The organism is Cetobacterium somerae, from assembly GCF_022430525.1.
In the GTDB taxonomy this organism is placed as follows: domain Bacteria; phylum Fusobacteriota; class Fusobacteriia; order Fusobacteriales; family Fusobacteriaceae; genus Cetobacterium_A.
Genome location: NZ_CP092519.1, coordinates 282,124 through 302,938 on the forward strand (window position 1 = coordinate 282,124; position 20,815 = coordinate 302,938).

Annotated in this window: 19 protein-coding genes; 9 read left to right on the forward strand and 10 right to left on the reverse strand. The window is 29.0% G+C overall.

The genetic code is table 11. The features are described from left to right. Positions 1-23: 23 nt before the first annotated feature. The 3 genes from MKD34_RS01225 to MKD34_RS01235 form a co-directional block, all read right to left on the reverse strand. Entirely contained in the window at positions 24-1,445 is a 1,422-nt protein-coding gene (locus MKD34_RS01225; protein ID WP_240219345.1) for a helix-turn-helix domain-containing protein, read from the reverse strand. A 115-nt stretch (positions 1,446-1,560) separates the two neighbouring features. Further along, positions 1,561-1,914 (reverse strand): hypothetical protein, encoded by a 354-nt coding sequence (locus MKD34_RS01230; protein WP_240219347.1) that lies wholly within the window; start codon positions 1,912-1,914, stop codon positions 1,561-1,563. Positions 1,915-2,041: 127 nt separating this feature from the next. Next, positions 2,042-3,007, reverse strand: a complete 966-nt coding sequence (locus MKD34_RS01235; protein ID WP_240219348.1) for a LacI family DNA-binding transcriptional regulator — start codon at positions 3,005-3,007, stop codon at positions 2,042-2,044. A 233-nt stretch (positions 3,008-3,240) separates the two neighbouring features. Here MKD34_RS01235 and MKD34_RS01240 point away from each other — a divergent pair, with 233 nt between their 5' ends. From MKD34_RS01240 to MKD34_RS01255, 4 genes are read left to right on the forward strand one after another with little or no spacing between them, the layout of a single operon-like run. Next, entirely contained in the window at positions 3,241-4,998 is a 1,758-nt protein-coding gene (locus MKD34_RS01240; protein WP_240219350.1) for a glycoside hydrolase family 35 protein, read from the forward strand. Positions 4,999-5,010: 12 nt separating this feature from the next. Continuing rightward, the gene (locus tag MKD34_RS01245) at positions 5,011-6,294 is read left to right on the forward strand and encodes an ABC transporter substrate-binding protein (RefSeq protein ID WP_240219351.1); all 1,284 of its coding nucleotides are present in this window, start codon (positions 5,011-5,013) and stop codon (positions 6,292-6,294) included. A gap of 16 nt (positions 6,295-6,310) precedes the next feature. Further along, the gene (locus tag MKD34_RS01250) at positions 6,311-7,297 is read left to right on the forward strand and encodes a carbohydrate ABC transporter permease (RefSeq protein WP_240219352.1); all 987 of its coding nucleotides are present in this window, start codon (positions 6,311-6,313) and stop codon (positions 7,295-7,297) included. Next, on the forward strand, positions 7,263-8,099 hold the full coding sequence (locus tag MKD34_RS01255; RefSeq protein ID WP_240219354.1) for a carbohydrate ABC transporter permease: 837 nt from the start codon (positions 7,263-7,265) through the stop codon (positions 8,097-8,099). The genes MKD34_RS01250 and MKD34_RS01255 overlap by 35 nt, the downstream gene beginning before the upstream one ends. A gap of 64 nt (positions 8,100-8,163) precedes the next feature. Here MKD34_RS01255 and MKD34_RS01260 read toward each other — a convergent pair whose 3' ends face one another. The 6 genes from MKD34_RS01260 to MKD34_RS01285 all read right to left on the reverse strand — a co-directional run bounded on the left by MKD34_RS01260 (position 8,164) and on the right by MKD34_RS01285 (position 15,340). Further along, a complete protein-coding gene (locus MKD34_RS01260; protein ID WP_240219356.1) occupies positions 8,164-9,927 on the reverse strand; it encodes a glycoside hydrolase family 35 protein in 1,764 nt (587 codons plus the stop codon). A 13-nt stretch (positions 9,928-9,940) separates the two neighbouring features. After that, on the reverse strand, positions 9,941-11,263 hold the full coding sequence (locus tag MKD34_RS01265; RefSeq protein ID WP_240219358.1) for a sulfatase-like hydrolase/transferase: 1,323 nt from the start codon (positions 11,261-11,263) through the stop codon (positions 9,941-9,943). A gap of 9 nt (positions 11,264-11,272) precedes the next feature. Then, on the reverse strand, positions 11,273-12,100 hold the full coding sequence (locus MKD34_RS01270; protein WP_240219359.1) for a carbohydrate ABC transporter permease: 828 nt from the start codon (positions 12,098-12,100) through the stop codon (positions 11,273-11,275). Positions 12,101-12,104: 4 nt separating this feature from the next. After that, positions 12,105-13,037 carry a carbohydrate ABC transporter permease gene (locus MKD34_RS01275; protein ID WP_240219360.1) on the reverse strand — a complete coding sequence of 311 codons (933 nt, stop codon included), beginning with the start codon at positions 13,035-13,037 and terminating at the stop codon, positions 12,105-12,107. Further along, complete coding sequence (locus tag MKD34_RS01280; protein WP_240219362.1) at positions 13,038-14,294, reverse strand: ABC transporter substrate-binding protein; 1,257 nt, start codon at positions 14,292-14,294, stop codon at positions 13,038-13,040. A gap of 74 nt (positions 14,295-14,368) precedes the next feature. After that, the gene (locus MKD34_RS01285) at positions 14,369-15,340 is read right to left on the reverse strand and encodes a LacI family DNA-binding transcriptional regulator (RefSeq protein WP_240219363.1); all 972 of its coding nucleotides are present in this window, start codon (positions 15,338-15,340) and stop codon (positions 14,369-14,371) included. Positions 15,341-15,495: 155 nt separating this feature from the next. Between MKD34_RS01285 and MKD34_RS01290 the strand changes: the two genes are divergently transcribed. Then, entirely contained in the window at positions 15,496-16,764 is a 1,269-nt protein-coding gene (locus tag MKD34_RS01290) for a Gfo/Idh/MocA family protein (protein ID WP_240219364.1), read from the forward strand. A gap of 38 nt (positions 16,765-16,802) precedes the next feature. On the opposite strand, the gene MKD34_RS01295 is transcribed toward MKD34_RS01290, so the two are convergent. Then, positions 16,803-17,681, reverse strand: coding sequence for a replication initiation protein (locus MKD34_RS01295; protein ID WP_240219366.1), 879 nt, complete (start codon positions 17,679-17,681; stop codon positions 16,803-16,805). A 241-nt stretch (positions 17,682-17,922) separates the two neighbouring features. Here MKD34_RS01295 and MKD34_RS01300 point away from each other — a divergent pair, with 241 nt between their 5' ends. The 4 genes from MKD34_RS01300 to MKD34_RS01315 are packed head-to-tail and all read left to right on the forward strand — an operon-like array spanning position 17,923 to position 20,814. Then, a complete protein-coding gene (locus MKD34_RS01300; RefSeq protein ID WP_240219368.1) occupies positions 17,923-18,243 on the forward strand; it encodes a PTS lactose/cellobiose transporter subunit IIA in 321 nt (106 codons plus the stop codon). Positions 18,244-18,247: 4 nt separating this feature from the next. Beyond that, positions 18,248-19,204, forward strand: a complete 957-nt coding sequence (locus MKD34_RS01305) for a N(4)-(beta-N-acetylglucosaminyl)-L-asparaginase (protein WP_240219370.1) — start codon at positions 18,248-18,250, stop codon at positions 19,202-19,204. Further along, the gene (locus MKD34_RS01310; RefSeq protein WP_185892016.1) at positions 19,205-20,506 is read left to right on the forward strand and encodes a PTS sugar transporter subunit IIC; all 1,302 of its coding nucleotides are present in this window, start codon (positions 19,205-19,207) and stop codon (positions 20,504-20,506) included. Then, a complete protein-coding gene (locus tag MKD34_RS01315; protein WP_185892015.1) occupies positions 20,506-20,814 on the forward strand; it encodes a PTS sugar transporter subunit IIB in 309 nt (102 codons plus the stop codon). The genes MKD34_RS01310 and MKD34_RS01315 overlap by 1 nt, the downstream gene beginning before the upstream one ends. Position 20,815: the final 1 nt, after the last annotated feature.

Below are 20,815 nucleotides of genomic sequence, written 5' to 3' on the forward strand. Positions count from 1 at the left end.
TTTGGTATGAAAATTCAATTACTTTATTTTAAAATTAAACTTAATTGCGAAAGCTCAAAATTATCATCTAAGAATAGTTCACGATTTACTTTTACAACTGGGATATTTAATTTAAAATTTTGCAAATCATCAATAGTTATAATATAGTTAACTTCAAAGACATCTTCTAATAAAGAGTTAATTTCATAACTTTCAATAATCTCTACAACTTCAACATATGAAAAGTTTTTTAAATATTTAGAGAGAATTTTTCCATACATATGATCAAAAGTATCATCAACAATAACAACTCTTTTGTATTTTTCATTTTCTAATTTAGATTGCATAGAATGTTTTTTTAAAATTATTCCAAGATGAATAATATCTTCTGAATAAAATCTTGGAAAAATACTTTTAACAATCTCTTTAATTTTTGTATATTTTTCTTTCTGTTCTCGATTTAATTGATAAATTTCTTTGTTTTCGTAGAAATTATATTCTTGTTTTAAGTTACCAACTCTTAAAACATTTGATATTCTCATAATTGTTTGAGGACTTGTAGAAAGATCTATATTAAAATATTCTTTAATTTTGTTAATAAAAATTTTGGTATTTTCGCTTGGAGTTTCATATAACTTTATATCTAAATAAAATAGAGTTTTAATGATAGAGTCTAATTCATAAGGTTTTAGATAATCTAAACCTCTAATTTTTAAAAATTTAAGAGTTTTCTCATAATACTTATGTTGAATAAGATTTTCATTAGAGTAAGTTTCATCAAGAATAGACTCTTTTTTATCTCTTATAGAATGAATAAGAAGAATAGCCACTATTTTATAAAAATCTTCAGGAACAAGAGTAACCGAAATACTATTTAGAAGTCTTAAAACAAAAATTTTATTAAACTCTAAAACATCCTCTTGGAAATATTTTCCGATTAAATCTGCAAATAATTTGTGATTGATATTTTTATTAATTAAAAATTTTGTTAAATGCATAGCAAAAAGTTCTCTAATCATAGGTTCATTTCCTTCTAAAAATATACCTCGACCAGAGATGCTCTCGATTTTTAAACCTTTATTTTCCAAGTAATCTTTTATTTCTTTAAGGTCATAATTTAAAGTTCTTCTAGTAGTTTGTATTTTATCTGTATTATCATTTAAATTTATTGTATTTTCAAAAAAAAGTTGTAATAAAAGATACTCTTTTCTTTCTGTAACAGAAAGTGGTGCGAATTGTAAAATATCTTTAATTTTATTTATAGTACAAGGTTTTAAAAAGAAAAGATCTTTAACTTTTTGAATTCCATGTATTTTATAAGTTGCTAAAAAATCATTAATTATATTGATATTATTATCAATAGAACGTTTTTTTATATGTAATATTTTCTCCAAATCAGAATAACTAAATCTATTTAAGGAAAAGAATAAACTAAGAATATAAAGGGATTTTTTATTTAAAAACATTAATTCTCCTTTCTTGAAAATCATAATAATGTAATATAGTATATTTTACAATAAAAACTATATATATACAAACAAAAAAGGCTGAGTTTTTAAAACTCAGCCTTTTATTAATAAATTATCTTCTTATTTTGTCTAACTCTCTTTCAGTTACGAACATTGAGTTGTTTTTAGATTTAATCCATAGTCCGTCACCTTTTCTATCTAAAGTAACTACAACTTTTCTATCTACATCTAAAATGATTCCATTTTTTTCAAAATCAGCAACTGACATAACTTTTCCAATTCTTGTCATAGCTTTAAAAATATCTACTTTTTTAACTTTGAAAGTTACGTTAGGTATTTTAGATTCAAAGCTAATTTGGTTTCCTTCCTCATATGATCTTATTTTTGTCATAGTTCCGTTAACAATACCTGCAAAGGCACTCATGCTTAATGTAGCAGCTAATATAATCATTTTTATTTTTCTCACGTTAATTAATCCTCCTAAAATATATCTATGTAGAGACGATTATATATGAAAGTGAAAAAAATATCTATTTGAAATTTACTACTAAAAAAATGTATGAAATTTCAAATATGTGAAATTTTATACTAACTTAACAAGAAGAGGTACTTTCTCTTTTTATTAAGATTGGATCTAAAGATTTCTGAATGATTAATTTATTTCCATTTAAAAGATAATCAATAGCATTTGCCATCATTAAATCCACAGGATGTCTAATACTTGTAATATTTAAAGCTGTGGAGATAATAGTATCGTCAAAGCTTAAAATAGATATATCATTGGGAATAGATAAACCTTTTTTTCCCAGTTCTTTAATTAAATTTAAAGCTATAACATCGTTAGATGTAATAAAAGCTGTGGGAAAATCTTTTAAAGAATCTAACTTTGAAGAGAGATTATCAAGGTTACTATTAGTGACGTCAGTTTCAATAAACCATTCATTTGAAAACTTTAAATTCTTCTCAGAGAAAAATTCTTTTACTCCTAAAAGCTTTATATTTTTTTTATCAGCACCGATAAATCCAATTTTTCTATGGTTTAAATTATAAAGGTGTTCTGTGGCAATTTTTCCACCTTGAAGAAGAGATGTATAAACACATGGATAGTTAGGTAAACTACAATCTACAATTACAAAATTTTCATTTTGTTTTCTTAGGAATTCAAGATTTTCCTTTGCAACTGGGGCTATAATTATTCCATCTACATTTCTAGCTTGTAAGTTTAAAATATGGTCTTTTTCTAAAGATTTATCTCCTCCAGAATTAAGAATAATAACTGTATATCCATTTTCGCCAGCAGCCTTTTCAACATATCTAATCATCTCTAAATAATAATAATTAGATAAATCGAAGAGAATAACTCCAATAATTTTAGAAGAACTACTTCTTAAAGTTTTGGCGCTAGAGTTTGGTTTAAATCCTTGATCTAAAATTATTTTTTCAACACGAGCCCGAACTTCGGGATCCACAGTTGTATTTCCATTGACCACTCTTGAGACAGTGGGTTGAGAAACACCTGCTAATTTTGCTATATCTTTCATAGTTAAAGTTTTTTTCATAGAACCACCTTTCAAAAGTATTAAGAACTCAATTAAAGTATTTTTTTTTAAATTTGTCAAACAAAATTTTTTATTAAATATTAATCTTGACAAAAAGAGATTCATAGAATAAACTCATATCAAGAATACGTATTCTTATAAAAAAGTGAATTTTTATAGAGTGTATTCAGTTAAAAAAGGTTTAAAATAAAACACAACTAAAAAAAATAGAGTGGTAAAAATAGGGAGGAGAAATGAAATTTGTAGAGGAGCATATAGAGATAGACGGAGAGAAAACTCTTCTTATATCAGGAGCGATGCATTACTTTAGAACTTTACCTGAGCAGTGGAAGGATAGACTTGAGAAAATAGCATCAGCAGGTTTTAACTGTGTAGAGACTTACGTACCTTGGAATCTTCATGAACCTAAAGAGGGAGAGTATAACTTTTCAGGTATGCTAGACCTTGAAAAATTTATAACTTTAGCTGATGAAGTGGGACTTTATGTTATTTTAAGACCATCTCCATATATATGTGCTGAATGGGAGTTTGGAGGACTACCATCATGGTTATTAAAATATCCAGGTATAAGACTTCGTACAATGGATTTAACTTACATGGAGAAAGTTGATAGATATTATGATACTTTAGTTCCTAAGTTTACAAAATATCTTTCTACAAATGGAGGCCCTATAATAGCTGTTCAAATTGAAAATGAGTATGGAAGTTATGGAAATGACCATAAGTATTTAAGTTATTTAGAAGAGGCTTTAATAAAAAGAGGAGTTAATGTGCCACTATTTACTTCAGATGGGCCAACACATTGGATGTTATCAGGAGGAACACTACCACATATTTGGAAAACAATAAATTTTGGTTCAAAAACAGAGGAATCATTTGAACTATTTAAAAAATATCAAAGTAATATGCCTAAGATGGTTATGGAGTTTTGGATTGGATGGTTTGATCATTGGGGTCAAGAGCATATAACTAGAAAAGGTGAAGAGGTAGCAGAAGAGTTTAAGTATATGCTAGAAAATAATATCTCTGTAAACTTCTACATGTTCCACGGAGGAACTAACTTTGGCTTTATGAACGGAGCAAACTATCATGATGAACAACGTTGTACAGTAACAAGCTACGATTATGATGCTCTTTTAACTGAAGCTGGAGATTTAACTAAAAAATATCATTTAGTGAAGAATACTATTGATGAATTAAAGGGAAAAATAAATATTAAAAAACATAAAAACTACAAAGAGTACGAAGTGAAGGATTCTAGAAAAATAGCTTGTGGAAAAGTGGATTTTAAAAAGAGTACCTCTCTTTGGAATAATTTAGATATACTATCTAAACACTATACTTCGCCATATGTAAAAACCATGGAGGAGTTAGATCAAGATTATGGTTTTATACTATATAAAACAAAGGTTAAGGGAATTATTGAAAATATGCCGTTAACTTTACAAGAGGTTAGAGATAGAGCTTTAATCTATTTAAATGGGGAGTTTAAAGGAGTTATTGATAGAAATTCTAAACAGGAAATAATACTGAATTGTGAAAAAGAGGAGTCTACACTAGAAATTTTAGTTGAGAATATGGGAAGAATTAACTATGGACCTCTATTAAAAGATAGCAAGGGAATAACAGAGGGAGTTAGACTTGATAGACAGTTTCTGTTTAATTGGGAGATTTATACAATTCCGTTGGATAATCTATCTAGTTTAGAGTTTGAAGAGAATATTAAAGATGTTGAAAATCACCCAAGATTCTTTAAAGGAACTTTTAATGTGTCTGAGATTGGAGATACTTTCTTAGATTTTACAGGATGGGAAAAGGGTGTTGTATATATAAATGGATTTAATTTAGGAAGATATTGGAGTGAAGGACCTCAAAAGAGACTTTATGTTCCATCACCTCTTTTAAAAGAGGGAGAGAACGAAATTGTTATTTTTGAACTTCATAATAATGGTGAAGTTATGGAACTTTTTGCAGAAGCTAAACTTTTTTAAGGAGGGTAAAAGATGAAAAGATATTTAAAGGTTTTAGGAGTGGGAACAATGTTATTTATGGCTGCTTGTGGTGATGGAGAAAAGAAAGAGGTAGCTAAAGCAGAGGATAAAAAAGTTGAACTAACTTTTGTAACATACTCTGGAACTGGGGAAGAGTATATGATGGATACAAATAGTCTGGCAGAAGCTTATCAAAAGGTAGCTCCAAATGTAACAATAAAAATGGAGAAAATACCTGCAACTGAGTATGATAACACAATGAAAATAAGAAACTCAGCACAGAAGCTACCTGATATTTTCCCTGTGAGAGTTGTAACTATGGAAAGCTTTAAAAGCGTACTACTTCCTTTAAATGAAACAGAAGCTGCAAAAGTGAATAAGTATGCTAAAGATTTTGAAATTGATGGAAATATATATGGATTACCAATGTATGGATTTAATGAATTTGTTTATTATAGAAAGAGTGTATTTAATGAGTTAGGGCTTGAGATACCAACAACTTGGGGAGAGTTTGTAGCACTTTCAACAAAGATAAAAGATAATGGGACTTATATTCCTATGGCTCTAGGAGCAAAAGATTCTTGGACAACATATCCGTTTAATGAGTTTATGCCATTTTTAGTACCTGGAGGTAATGATATTTTAAGTAAAATGGCTGTGGAAAAAGATCCGTTTTCACCAGGAAAACCATTTTATACAGCTTATGATATGTTAGATAAATACTATAATACAAAACCTTTTGGAGAGGATCCATTAGGATATGGTTGGGATCAGGAAAAAAGTATGTTTGCTTCTAAAAAGGCAGCGATGCTAGCATCAGGACAATGGTTTTATATGGATTTAGAAAAAGAGATGCCTAAAGAAACATTAGAAGATGTTGGAGTGTTTGTACTGCCAGTTCGTGAAACTAAAGAGGATCCATTTAGATATTTAGTTTCAGCTGAGGTATTCTTATCAATTCCAAAATATAGTAAAAATGCAGAAGAAGCTAAAAAGTTCCTAGATTGGTTCTTTACAAGTGATTATTATAAAGAGTATGTAACATATATGAATGTATTACCAACTGTAGAGGGAGTAAAGGGTAGAGAGAGTATATTTAACGTAGCAATAGCAAATATTCCAAATCCAGAGGCTGTACTTCAAAAAGGTGGAGATGAGAAGTTTAGAAAAATAGCTAACTATATCTCTTTTGATGTTAAAAGAATGGGACAAGAGATGATTCAAGGAGTTAATTTTACAGAGTATATGAATGAGTTTAATAAAAGATGGACAGAAGCTCAAGAAAACACAAAGTAGTTGTTAGGAGTAAAATATGAAAGATAAAACACAAAGAAGTATATTGTTAGCATGTTTTTTAGCAATACCAACTATATTGCTATTTGTATTTGTTCTTTATCCAGGGTTTAAGTTAGCTCTAATAAGTTTTACTGATTGGGATGGAATAAATCCTAGTTATAACTACGTTGGGTTAAAAAATTATACCCAAGTGTTTCAAAGAAAAGATATTTGGCAAAGTTTAAAAAACAATAATTTATATTTTATGTTGCATCTATTTTTTATTCCAATAGAGATGTACTTAGCAATGCTTTTAGATAGATATATTAAAAAAAGTGAGTTTTTTAAAACTATAGTTTTTATGCCGTATATAATAAATGGAGTTGCAATAGCTTATATGTTTTCATTTTTATATAGTTCTGAGGATGGAGTATTAAACGGACTTTTAGCTCTTGGAAGTATTGGAAAAATTAGATGGTTAAGTGATCCTAAAATTGTAAACTATTCATTAGTTGTAGTTTCTCTTTGGAGATTTACAGGGGTTCATATAATACTTTTCTTAGCTGGACTTCAATCAATAAATAAGGATATGTTAGAGGCTGCATTAATTGATGGAGCCTCAGTATTACAACAATTTGTAAAAATAATAATGCCTAATATGAAGTCTATTCTTAGTATAGTACTATTTTTAAATGTAAGAGGAGCACTTATGGTTTTTGATATTCCATTTGTTATGACAAGTGGAGGGCCAGGAACAAGTAGTACAACATTTGCTCTTCATACAGTAAAAACAGCCTTTGAGTTTAGCAACTTTGGTTTAGCTTGTGCAATGGCTATAGTTTTAATAGTAGCAATAATAGTTATATCAATAGTTCAAGGTTTAGTTTTAGAGCCTGAAAAGTTTAAAGGTAAGTTAAATAAGATAAGAGGATCTTTTAAAAAAGAGGAATTAAAAGTGGAGATGACAATAGAAAAGGAGGGGGAGAAATTTGAAAAAGAAAAAAACGAGCGAGTTACTGTTTAATGCTCTTAACCACACAGTGTTTGTAGTTATAACTTTGATAGTTTTAGTTCCTTTGCTTTTAGTGGTGTTATCATCTTTTAAAACTCCAGAACAGATATCACAAGGGTATCATCTATCTTTACCAGCACCCTTTTCACTAGATAACTATAAAGAGGTTTTTAAAAATGGAAATGTATTAACGGGGTTTAAAAACTCAATGCTTTTAGTTTTAGGAACAATAACAGTGAATGTTATTTTAAGTAGTATGGTTGCTTACTCTTTAAGTAGGTTTGAGTTTAAACTTAAAAAGGTATATTTCTTTCTATTTAGCTTTTCAATGTTAATACCTAGCTTTATTGCTGAGATAACAAGATTTGGAATAATAGGAAGACTTGGAATATATGACACTCTTTTAGCACCAATGGTAATCTATATATCAACGGATATACTTCAAATATATGTGTATAAACAGTTTATAGATCAGATTCCATACTCTTTAGATGAGAGTGCAAGAATAGATGGATGTTCGTATTTTAAAATCTATTGGAAAGTTATATTTCCACTAATTTTACCAGCAACAGCAACGCTAATAATATTAAAGTCTGTGGATGTGTTAAATGATATGTTTACACCTTATCTATATATGCCAAGTGCTGCTAATGCAACACTTACGACAATGCTGATGAACTATGTAGGACGTAGTGGTTCATGGGCTAAGTTATCAGCTGCAATAGTAATAGTTATGTTACCAACAGTTATAATGTATCTGATATTTAAGAAAAAGATTTTATCAGGAATAGTAGCGGGAGCTGTCAAAGAGTAAATAGAGATAGAATTAAAAAGAGGTTAAAGCTAAATTCAGCTAAAACCTCTTTTTTATATTTATATTATTCTAAAATTGGGTTTTCAATAAGTTCTAAATACTCTCCAAATTTATGAAGTTCAAAAACAATAATCTCATTTGTTCCATTTTTTAAAAGGTCTTTAGGTAAATAAAGAGTCTTTTGAGGTCCAATTTCCCAGTATCTTCCTAAGTTAAAACCGTTTATATAGATGTGTCCTTTAGACCAATTTTCAAAGGTAATAAAAGTATCACAAATTTCATTAACCTCAAAGGTACCTAAGTAAAAACTTGGATTATTGTCATCAATATTAGTATCTAAAGGTTGGAAATTTAAACTACTGATATCATTCATAGGTAGAGTATAAATATTCCAATTAAAAAGGAACTGTCTTTCTAATCTAACCCCCTCTGTAATCCCTTTAAAATCTTTAAGTTGAGCTCCATAGTTAATTCTTCCCATATTTTCAACTAAAATTTTAAGTTTATTATTTTTAGATTCACTATTTAAAATAATTTCTTGGTTACTATTTCTATCAATAACACCTTTAAATTCATCATTGAAGAAGATTAAAGCTCTATCTCTAACATTTTGTAGAGTAAGTCTCATATTTTTTATAATATATGGGATTTCAGTCTCATATATGATATAACCATAACTTTGATTGAAATATTCCATAGGTTTAATAGTAGGTGAACTATATTTTTCAGAGATGCGCTCTAAGTTTGTAAATAAATTAGCTTGCTTTGTAAATTTAACCTTTCCATAATTTTTTTTCTTAGAGTTTTGAACACTATAAAACTTATGATTTTTATGTTTTTTTACACTAATTTTTCCATTGAAACTTTCTAAAACAGATTTTGTTAAATTATATTTTTCTGTTAAATCTCCAGCTTCAGTTAAAAGAGAGTCGTAGTCATAGCTAGTAACAGTTGGTCTGTAATCAACATCGAAATTAGCTCCAGACATAAATCCAAAATTAGTTCCTCCATGGAACATATAGAAATTTACAGAAATATTATTATCTAATATCTTTTTAAATTCATCAATCATATTTTTAGGCTCTCTAGTAATATGACCGTGTCCCCAATGATCAAACCATCCAATCCAAAACTCCATAACCATTTTAGGCATATCAATTTGATAGTTATTTAACATCTCAAAAGCTTCCTCTGTTTTAGAACCATAGTTAATAGTTTTCCAGATATGAGGTAAAGTACCACCACCTAACATATAATGAGTTGGACCATCAGAAGTAAACAAAGGAACATCAACTCCTCTTTTAACTAGGGCCTCTTCTAAATAGCTTAAGTACTTATGATCATTTCCGTAACTTCCATATTCATTTTCTATTTGAACAGCTATAATCGGGCCACCGTTAGATGCTAAAAGTGGTTTTATTTTTGGAATAAGCATATCATAGTATCTATTTACTTTTTCAATATAAATTTTATCCATAGTTCTAAAGGCAATATCATTATACTTAAGTAGCCAAGATGGAAGGCCACCAAACTCCCATTCAGCACATATATATGGAGATGGTCTAAAAATTACATAAAGCCCTACTTCTTCGGCAATTTTAATAAATTTTTCAACGTCTAACATCCCAGAAAAATCAAAAGTATTTTCAATAGGTTCGTGAAGATTCCATGGGGCATATGTTTCAACACAGTTAAAACCAGCAGCAGCAATTTTTTCAAGTCGATCTCTCCATTGTTCAGGTAAAGTTCTAAAGTAATGCATTGCTCCAGATATAAGTAGTGTTTCCTCTTCATCTAAAAATAATTTATCTTTATGTATTCTTAACATAATTAATCTCCTCTTATATGATGTTACAAACTTTATTTTCATATTTAAAAATTTGTTTTATAATCTCTTTATTTAATATTTTTAAAATATTTGTATATTCAGAATCGTTAATTAAATTTGTAGTTTCTAATGGATCTTTCTCTAAATCGTATAAATAAAGAGGAGTATAGTTATCGCTGTATGAATCTTTCCAAGGGTTTTTACTAGGATCAAATACACAATATTTAAATTTATCAGTTCTAATAGCTCTACCAACAATACTTTCACTGATTTGAATAAAAGCTATATTTTTATCTTGATTTACTAATTTATCTTGAATAGGTGTTCCTTGCATTTCTGATGAAGGATTAATACCAGCTATTTTTAAAATAGTTGGAGGAAGATCTATAAGAGAAACAAAATTTTTAACTCTACCATATTTAAAATTATCACCGTAAATTATTAAAGGTGTTTTGATTACTCCATCATGACAAGAACGTTTATAATCATCTGCTCCTGGTTTAATTAAATCTCTATTTCTAGTTTTAAAATGACAACCATGATCACTTGTATAGATAATTATAGTATTTTCAAATTCACCATTGGCTTTTAAAGTTTCAATAAGTCGACCAACATTATGATCTAAAGAGTTACAGCAACCTAAATAGTCAGCATATTCTTTTTCAGCATCTCCACCACCTAAAGCTTCAATATCTTTAGGAAGATTGAAGTTTTTAAATTTTTCTTTAGAACCTTCGGGCCCCTCATATTGTTTCCTATCATTTTGATGATGCGGTTCAATATATGAGATAAAAAGAAAAAATGGATCTGTAGTGTTTCGATTATTTAAATAGGAGATAGCGTAATCAGTCATAGCATCTACTCTATAGCCTTTAAAATCAACTTTTTCCATATCTTTATTAAATACAAAGCCATCATATCCATGAGAAGTAAACTCTAAAATATCAGATGCCATCCAATAATCTTTATATCCACCTCTTTTACTTGGTGGAATAGCAGTAGTATGATACTCTTCAATACCATCATCAGATGCCAAATGCCATTTACCAACATAGGCAGTTTCATAGCCTATATCATTTAAGTATTTTGCCATAGTTTTCTCTTTTATAGGAAGAGATATTCCATTTTTAAAAGCTCCAATTTTTGTTGGATATTTTCCAGTTTGTAAGCAAGCTCTAGCTGGACCACAAACAGGTTGAGCAGTGAAAGAGTTTTCAAATAGAGTACCCTCTTCAGCTAATTTATCTAAATTTGGGGTAACATTTAGATTTTGTCCGTAACACCCCATTGTATCTTGTCTTTGTTGATCAGAAAAAATAAAAAGTATATTCTTCAAGATGTCCTCCTACTCCTTTACTGCACCAGCAGTCATTCCAGCAAGTATTTTTTTTCTAAATAAAAGGTATAAAATTATTCCAGGTAACATAACAACGATAACAGCAGCACTAAGCTTTGACCAAGAACCACTACGACCAACATAAGACATTAACATAGTTGTCATAGTTGCATTTCTAGGGCTAGGCATATACAGATATGGAGTGAACATATCATTTAGTACAGCTACAGATTTTAGTATAGCTAAAGTTGCAGTAGCGGGAATTATAACAGGAAATATAACTTTCCAGTAAATTTTAAAATATGAGCAACCATCAATCATAGCACTCTCATCTAAAGATGGAGGAATTTGATCTATAAATTGTTTATAGATATAAATTTGCATTAAGTCAGTTCCAACATAAATTAATAGAGGAGCTAAAAGAGTATCGTAAACTCCAAGATTTATAATTATACCAAATCTAGTAATTTCAGCTATGAAACCAGGAAGAAGCATTCCAACACTAAGTAAGAAAAAGAAAAGTCTTTTTAACTTAAACTCAAACCTACTTAAAGAGTAAGCTACCATACTAGCTAAAAGAGAGTTGATTACAACAGTAAAAAACACAAGTAAAGCTGAATTTTTAAATGCAACAAGCATATTTCCATCTTTATAAACATCAATATAGTTTTGAAGAGTAAATGGTTTTGGGAAAGCTAAAACACTCTCTCTAGCTATTTGAGTAGCTGTTTTAAATGATGAAAACAGCGTAATTAAAAGAGGTAAAATAACAATTAATGCAAAAATAACAAATAATGTGTGGTTAAAAATACTAAATAGATTATTCTTCTTTTTCATAAATCTATCCTTTCATATTAAGTAGTCTATCTTGTAATTTAGATAGTAATAAAATCATAACTATTAAAACAATAGCCATTGAAGCAGCTAATCCAAAATTTTCAAATTCAAAAGCTATTTTAACTAGGTTTAATGCAAAGGTAGCACTACTCTCTTTTGGACCACCACTTGTCATAACAAATGGAATATCAAATACCATTAAGGCACCACGAGCATTTAAAAATAAGACAATACTAGTAACAGTTTTCATATTAGGCATTATAATTTTTGAAAATTGTTGAAATACTGAAGCACCGTCGATAACTGCTGCTTCAAGCATATCTTTAGGTATAGATTGAAGTCCAGCTAAGAATAGAATAATTGGCATCCCAGTAAATCTCCATAAAGAAACTCCAGCTAATGAGTAGTTAACAATTTCTGGATCACTTAACCATCCTATCTTAGACATCTTCATAAGTTCTAATGCCGCATTTAAAACTCCATCCTCTGAGCTATAAAGAAATGAAAACATATAAGCTACAGCAACACCATTTATAATATAAGGCATAAAAAATATACTTTTAAAAAACTCACTACCTTTGATAAATCTATCCAACAAAAAGGCTATATATAACTCAACAGGTATCAATAAAAAATGTAAAGTAAAGTATATACTATTTGCTTTTAATGTTGTCCACAGACTTTTAGAAGTAAATAGTGTTTTAAAGTTTTCAAAACCAATAAAATTATAGCTTTCAGATATTCCATTCCAATCAGTTAAACTAATATATACAAGTTTTAGTGCTGGATAAATAATAAAACTAAGAAGCATAACTGTTGGTATAAATAAAAATGTAATTAAAAGTAATTTCTTTTGAACCTCTTTATTTCTTAAAAATTGTTTTAAAGTTTTTTTCTCAATATTCTTTTCTCTTTCTAAGACTAAACTTTCAGCCATTTATCTACCAACTACCTTTCCTTTTGCATCATTCCATTTTTTATTCCACTCTTCCATCAATTGTTTAAAGTCACTTCCACTTAAAAGTTCCTGAGATAATTGATTTTGATCATATCTAGTTTCATTTTTAATTTTTGTATAGTTTTCTCCACCTGGAATTTGATAAACTGCTTCTAAATTTTCTACTTTATCAGTAACAGCTTTAAAAGGACTATCTGTTAACTCGACACCTTCTACAGTTGGAATAACTTGCATATAGTTGATGTAGTCTTTATAGTAGTTACTAGCGAAGAACCACTCTATAAACTCTTTTGCTTCTTTTTCATGCTTTGTACTTTTTGGTACACCTAGGAAAACCTCTCCAGTAACAAAGTATCTAAATTTATCGTTTTTAGTATCTCTAACAGGCATTAAAAACATTCCTAAATCATTTTTATCCTCTTCAGATGCATCTTTCATAAAATCCTTATAAAACCACTGTCCAACAGCAATCATAGCGGACTTACCAGATAAAAACATATTCTTTTCTTGACTCCATCCGTAACCTAAAGGATTTTCACCAGCAGGTTTTAATTGAAATAGTTGATTAACCTTTTCATAACCTTTATAAATACTTGTTCCTTCAGTAAAAGGTGAGTTCATATCTCCCATTTGATTTAATAGGTTATCACCATTTTCAACTAAGTAAGGAACGAATTGTCCATAAGGATATGTAGTCCATAAATCTTTACCTCCAATTGCAAGAGGAATTAAATCACTTGAGTTATTAATTGTTTCAACAACTCCTAAGAATTCATTCCAAGTTTGAGGTACTTCTAGTCCAAGTTTATTAAATACACTTTTTCTATAGTAAACGTATTCATTAAAACCATACATAGGTAAACCTACAACCTTTCCGTCTATTTTGTATGGTTCAGCAAATGTATTGATTTTAGAAGCGTTTAAATCACTTAAATCATGTACAGCATCTCTATATGAATACATGTGTTTATTTCTAATAGCGAAAATATCAGGAAGTTGTTTTGCTGTATTTCTAATTTTCATTGTAGTATCGTATTCTGTATTTGGAATTTTTTCAATTTTTATAGTAACATTTGGATTTATTTTTTTATATTCAGTGTTGATATCGTTGATATCTGTAAAAAATTGTTCACCAGTACCTTCCCAAGTACTAAAAGTTAAGACCTTTGTTTCATCCTTTTGACCGCATCCTATTAATGTCCCCATAATTAATAGTCCACCTAAGATTTTTTTCATAATACCTCCCAAAATTGTATACGTATTCATAATTTATGATAATTTTATACTCTATATTTTTATATTTGTCAAATTTATTTTAAACTGCTTTTTCGAATTTCAATTTCAGGAGAAAGCAGAATTTCTTTTTTTTCATTTTCTCCACTTAAAAGAATTTCAATTCCTTTTCGAACCATATCTTCTGTAGGTTGAATAATACTAGTAATATCAAGGAGTTTAGAAACAATAGTATTATCAAATCCAACGAGTGCTATATCTTCAGGTATTTTATATCCAAATTCATTTGCCTTTTTTAAAAATAAACATGCAACTTCATCATTGGAAGTAATATATGCTTTGCAGATATTTTTTTTATTTTTAAAAAGGTTATCAATTTCATTCCCAATTAGATTAATAGTATCCATTTTTATAAACCAATTTGTTTTAAAATTAATACTATTTTCTTTAAGGATTTTTTTAATCCCCTCTAATTTAGGATGGTATTTTTTATTATCACCACCAATATATCCGATATTTTTATATCCATTTGCTATAAGATGTTTAGCGGCAATCTCTCCACCTTCAGTTAAAGAGGTTGTAACATAGTTATGACCAGGAAACTCCTCATTTAAAGCTACAAAAGGAACAGCGGTAGTTTCTAAAAAATCAAGATTTTTTTCATCAACAGGAGTTATGAGGATCCCTTCTACATTTCGAGCTAGCATCATTTTTATATGTTCTAATTCAAGGGTAGCATTTTTTTCAGAATTCATAACAAGAAGACTATAACCTTTTTCTCTAGCTAATTTTTCTGCATATTTAATCATATCTAAATAGTAATGATTAGAAAAACTAAAAACAATAAGACCTAAAATTTTACTGCCCACTCCTCTCATTGTTTTTGCATTTTCATTGGGAACAAATTTATATTTATCAATAAAATATTGGATTTTTTCCCTTAGTTCAGGTTTAACTTTTTCAGGTTGATTTATAGCTCTTGAAACGGTTGCTTGTGAAACGCCCACTAAATTAGCTATTTCAGTCATGGTGATTCTTTTATTTTTCATTTTTCCTCCTTTTAAATTACTATATATAAAAAATAATACCTTATAAAATTAATAGAAGCAAATTTTTATGAAAAAAATTTGACAATTTAAAAATCATGTACTATACTCACATTGAAAATAAATGTATACGTATTCAAAAAATAGGAGGATATTTTATGTTAAGAATTGGTGTAATAGGAGCAGGAAATAGGGGAAAGGATGTATATGCTAATTTTATTTTAAAAAATAGTGATGAAGCAGAGATTGTTGCTGTGGCAGAACCAAATCCTATAAAGAGAGATCAAATGATAAAAGCTCACGGAATTCTACCTGAGTATGTATTTAATTCTTGGGAGGATTTTTTAGAAAAAGATAAATTTTGTGATGCTATAATATTAGCAACAGGTGATGACATGCATTTTGAACCTATAGAGCTGGCTATGAAAAAAGGTTATGATATTCTGCTTGAGAAGCCTATGTCAAATAGAGTTGAAGAATGTATTGATATAGTTAAAATGGCTGAAAAATATGGAGTTAAAGTTATGGTTTGTCATGTACTTAGATATACACCATTTTTTAGTAAGTTAAAAGAACTAATAGAGAGTGGAATAATAGGAGAGGTTGTTGATATACAACATAATGAAAATATAGGAAACTTCCATTTTGCACATAGTTTTGTTAGAGGGAACTGGAGAAATTCAGATGAAACAAGTCCTCTTATTTTACAAAAAAGTTGTCATGATTTAGATATTTTATCTTGGCTTTTAAATGGTAGCCCTTGTAAAAAAATAGCTTCTTTTGGTAACTTAAAATATTTTAGAAAAGAAAATGCTCCAGAGGGATCAGCAGATAGATGTTTAGAGTGTAAGTATATAGATAGTTGTATATATTCACCAAAAAAAATATATTATAATAACATTGGAGCTTGGCCAACTCTAATAGCTAGTGAGATTCAAACAGAAGAGGCTTTAACAAAATCGTTAGAACATAATCAATATGGAAGATGTGTTTATAAATGTGATAATAATGTTGTAGATAATATGGTTTCTATAATTGAGTTTGAAAATGGAGTAAATGTAACTTTTAATCTATGTGCTTTTACAGATGAAGTTTGTAGAACAATAAAAATTATGGGAACTAAAGGTGAAATAAGAGGAAATGATGCAAAAAACCATATAGAAGTTTATGAATTTGGAAAAGGTGAAGGACGTTTTGCAAATGGAAAGAAGACAGAAATTATTCCAGATGTTCTAGAGGGAGGACACGGAGGAGGAGATACAGGACTTATGAATGATTTTGTAAACCTTTGTTTGGGAAGACAAGAGGATTCAAGAACTAATCCAAGAACATCGTTAGAAAGTCACATAATGGCTTTTGCAGCAGAGGATTCTAGAGTTAATGGAAATATCGTTTATATGAATGAATATTTAAATAGATTTAATTAAAAATAGGGGATTAACCAATTTGGTTAATCCCTTTTATTTTATTCCTCTTCAAAATTTTCAAATATCTCAATAATTGTAGGCAAATCTTTTCTATATAAGATTTTAAATGTAAACTCTTTATAAGTGTAAATTAAAGTTTCATCATTTTTTATATTGTATATTTTAACTAAAAGTTTTGAGTTAAAATGATAATTAGAAATATATGATGTATCACCTTTAAGTTTTTTATAAATCTCCATAAGTTCACTATGAAGTTCAAAAAGATTTTTAAAAGTTTTAGTTAAAGTAAAAATAGGTTTAACTTCATTAGTTTCACTATTTTTATAATCTTTTATAATTTTAATTCCTAAAATTTTAGCACTTTTATACTCGCCACTCTTATCCTTTTCATATTCAATATCTAACTCTCCAATAGTTGTAAGATCTTTAAAGATAGGTTTTAAAAGGTTCTTCTCAATATCATAGAATCTATCATAAGTTTCTTGAATCTCTAATATATCCCTTAAATTATTCATTGAGATATTTAAAATACTTTTCTCACTATTTAAAATCTCTTGATAAAATCTATATGAGTATCTTTCTTTAAATTTAAGCATTTTTTTTATTTTTTCATCTAAGATATGAGATGAAAATTCAAAAATTACATAATCTCTTTCAAAAAAATAACTATTTAGAATATTAAACCTTTTTTTAAAATTTGAATTTGAATCAATGATAGTTACGTTTTTAGAAAAAAATTTAAATAAAAGTTTTTCTAATTCGATAGCTTTTGGCTCCTCTTTAACTTCAAATATTTTATAAAGTGTTTCTAAATGAACAGTAACTGAGTTACTGCTAATATCAACTGATCTTAAAAAATCTCTCTCTTTTTTACTCAGTTTTTTAGAAAATTCAATAAAAATATTTTTATTTCCCACTTTGAACTCCTTTTTTCTAATTTTTTAAAAATATTTTTTATATTAAAAATATTTTTTTAAAACGATATATCATAATGACTTATATCGTCATGTATAATCATATCTTATAAAAAGGTTAAAATCAAGATTTTATATATAAAAAAGGAATGTTATTAACGAAATACGCACTAAAAAAATGTGATTTGACCAATAAAAAGAATTGGTATAAAGTTAAACTATGAAATGATACGGGAGGTTTTTTATGGATATTGAAGCGGTAGCAATGGCCATAGTTGGAAATGCAGGAGAGAGTAGAGCTCTATCTTATGAAGCTTTAAGAGCAGCTAAAAAAGGTGAGTTTGAAAATGCTAAAAAGTTATTAGATGAAGCTAAAGAAAGAATGTATGCAGCTCATAGTGTACAAACTGAACTTATATGTAATGAAGCAGATGGAAAAGGTGTAGAGATAAATCTACTTATGATTCATGCACAAGATCATCTTATGAATGCAATATTAGCTAGAGAGCTAGTAGAAGAGCTAATTGAAGTACATAAAGAGTTGAAAGAGTTAAAAGGAGAATAAGGGTATGAGAAAAAAATGGGGTATGATAGCAACTTGGAGAATGGCTTCTGAAGGAGTAACTTTAGGTTCAGAGATGTTAAAAAACGGTGGAAAATGTCAAGATGCATTGGAAGAAGCAGTTAAATTTGTAGAGGATTATCCATTTTATAAATCTGTAGGTTATGGAGGACTTCCAAATGAAGAGTGTGAAGTTGAGTTAGATGCAGCATTTATGGATGGAAAAACTCTTTCGATAGGAGCGGTAGCTTCAATAAAGGATTTTAAAAATCCAATATCTATAGCAAGAAAACTTAGTGCAGATAGATACAACATATTTTTAGTTGGAGCTGGAGCAGAATCGTATGCTCATAAAAATGGCTTTGTAAGACAAAATATGTTAACAGAGAGAGCTAAAAAGACTTGGGAATTAAGAGTTAAAGAGATACAAGAAAAAAATCTTTCTCCATATGATGGTCATGATACTGTTTGTATGATAGCTTTAGATAAGGATGAGGATATGGCTGTAGCAACTTCAACAAGTGGACTTTTTATGAAGAAAAAAGGAAGAGTTGGTGATTCACCAGTTTCAGGTTCAGGTTTTTATGTTGATAATGAAGTTGGAGGAGCAGCAGCAACAGGTCTTGGGGAAGATATAATGAAAGGTTGTCTTTCTTATGAAGTAGTTCAGAGAATGAAAAAGGGAGAGCATCCAATGGAAGCTGCTCAAAAAGCTGTAGATGAATTTTCTGAAACTTTAAGAAAAAGAAGGGGAAAAGCTGGAGAGATATCTATTGTAGCTATGAATAATAAAGGTGAATGGGGAATAGGAACAAATGTTGAGTTCACATTCTGTGTTGGAACAGAAACAGAAAAACCTCAAGTTTATATATCAACTCCTCAAGAAAATGGAGAGATAAAGATAGAAGTAGCATCTGAAGAGTATATGAGAGCATATAAAGAGAGAATTCAAAGGGGGATTTAAATGTCAAAAGTAATTGAGATTTTAGAAGAAAAGCTGGTTCCTGTAGCAGCTTGGATTGGAAGAAATAAACATATTAATGGTATAAGAAGAGCGTTTGTTTTAATGATGCCTCTTTTAATGATTGGATCTATATTTTTAATGATATCAGCATTTCCATTACCAGCTTATCAAAAGTTTATGTTAGAAACATTTGGGGCAAATTGGAAAAATGTAATAGATATTCCTGTAAGTGCAACGTTTTCATTAGTTGGAGTTTACGTAGCATTTTTAGTTGCTCAACAACTTGCTAATCAATTTCAACTTGATAGTGTAGCTGTTGGACTTTTATCACTAGCATCATTTTTAATTTTAACACCATTATCTGAAGTTGAAGGTATGGGTTCTGTTTTAAGCTTTAACTGGCTTGGAAGTAAAGGAATGTTTATCGCTATGGTGATAGGTATAGTTACAGCTAATATATTTAGATTCTTTGTAAATAAAAAGATTCTTATTAAGATGCCAGATGGTGTACCACCTGAAGTTATAAAATCATTTGAAGCGTTAATTCCAGGAACAGTTATATTATCTTTAGCATTATTATTAAGAATAGGTATGATGAATACTGAGTATGGAACAATTCATGATTTTGTATATAAAGTTTTAGCAATGCCATTAAGAGCTTTAGGAACGTCATTCTTTGGATCATTATTAACAGTATTCTCAATTTCAATACTATGGTCAGTTGGTATAAATAGTGGATCTATGGTAAATGGATTTGTAAGACCTTTCTGGTTAGAGAATCAAGTTGAAAATATCAATGCTTTAAAAGAGGGATTACCATTACCACACGTTATTACAGAGCAATTCTTTGATATGATCTGGATGGGTGGAGCTGGAGCAACACTATCACTACTTTTAGCAATAGGTCTTTTTGCAAAGAGTAAGCATATAAAGAGTGTTGGAGCAATTAGTGCTGTACCTGGAATATTTAATATAAATGAGCCAATTCTGTTTGGAATGCCAATAATATTAAACCCAATTATGTTAATACCTTTTAATATAATTCCGTTAGTATTTGTTACAACTCAATATTTAGCAATGACAATTGGACTTGTAAGTAGACCTTTAGGAGTAGCTTTCCCATGGCCAACACCAGCAATAATTAGTGGATTTTTAACAGTTGGAGATATGTCAGGAGCTATTATTCAAATAGTTAACTTAATATTAGGAGCTCTAATATATCTACCATTCTTAAGAATATTAGATAAAGCAAGTAAATATGAAGAGGATGCAGTAGAGGCATTTGAAAAGGAGGCAAAATAATGAAAAAAATATTACTACTTTGTTCAGCAGGGATGTCAACAAGCATAGTTGTTAAAAAGATGTTAGAATCAGCAGAAAAAAGAGGAATCCCTGTAGAGATAAAAGCTGTTGGATTAGAGATGTTTCAAGAGAATTTAGATAAATATGATACATTTTTATTAGGACCTCAAGTTAAGTTTAGAAAAGATGAACTTAATAAAATAGCTCAAGAGGTTGGAAAGAAAGTTGAAGTTATAAATATGATGGATTATGGAATGATGAAAGGGGATAAAATTTTAGATTTCGCTCTTTCATTAATCGAGGAGTAGT

What these genes read in the sequence shown, in the direction of transcription:
- MKD34_RS01260 (WP_240219356.1), bottom strand. Translation starts at nt 9,927, where the DNA reads ATGTTAAGAATACATAAAGATAAATTATTTTTAGATGAAGAGGAAACA.
- MKD34_RS01240 (WP_240219350.1), top strand. Translation starts at nt 3,241, where the DNA reads ATGAAATTTGTAGAGGAGCATATAGAGATAGACGGAGAGAAAACTCTT.
- MKD34_RS01225 (WP_240219345.1), bottom strand. Translation starts at nt 1,445, where the DNA reads ATGTTTTTAAATAAAAAATCCCTTTATATTCTTAGTTTATTCTTTTCC.
- MKD34_RS01310 (WP_185892016.1), top strand. Translation starts at nt 19,205, where the DNA reads ATGTCAAAAGTAATTGAGATTTTAGAAGAAAAGCTGGTTCCTGTAGCA.
- MKD34_RS01315 (WP_185892015.1), top strand. Translation starts at nt 20,506, where the DNA reads ATGAAAAAAATATTACTACTTTGTTCAGCAGGGATGTCAACAAGCATA.
- MKD34_RS01290 (WP_240219364.1), top strand. Translation starts at nt 15,496, where the DNA reads ATGTTAAGAATTGGTGTAATAGGAGCAGGAAATAGGGGAAAGGATGTA.
- MKD34_RS01275 (WP_240219360.1), bottom strand. Translation starts at nt 13,037, where the DNA reads ATGGCTGAAAGTTTAGTCTTAGAAAGAGAAAAGAATATTGAGAAAAAA.
- MKD34_RS01235 (WP_240219348.1), bottom strand. Translation starts at nt 3,007, where the DNA reads ATGAAAAAAACTTTAACTATGAAAGATATAGCAAAATTAGCAGGTGTT.
- MKD34_RS01250 (WP_240219352.1), top strand. Translation starts at nt 6,311, where the DNA reads ATGAAAGATAAAACACAAAGAAGTATATTGTTAGCATGTTTTTTAGCA.
- MKD34_RS01245 (WP_240219351.1), top strand. Translation starts at nt 5,011, where the DNA reads ATGAAAAGATATTTAAAGGTTTTAGGAGTGGGAACAATGTTATTTATG.
- MKD34_RS01285 (WP_240219363.1), bottom strand. Translation starts at nt 15,340, where the DNA reads ATGAAAAATAAAAGAATCACCATGACTGAAATAGCTAATTTAGTGGGC.
- MKD34_RS01280 (WP_240219362.1), bottom strand. Translation starts at nt 14,294, where the DNA reads ATGAAAAAAATCTTAGGTGGACTATTAATTATGGGGACATTAATAGGA.
- MKD34_RS01270 (WP_240219359.1), bottom strand. Translation starts at nt 12,100, where the DNA reads ATGAAAAAGAAGAATAATCTATTTAGTATTTTTAACCACACATTATTT.
- MKD34_RS01300 (WP_240219368.1), top strand. Translation starts at nt 17,923, where the DNA reads ATGGATATTGAAGCGGTAGCAATGGCCATAGTTGGAAATGCAGGAGAG.
- MKD34_RS01305 (WP_240219370.1), top strand. Translation starts at nt 18,248, where the DNA reads ATGAGAAAAAAATGGGGTATGATAGCAACTTGGAGAATGGCTTCTGAA.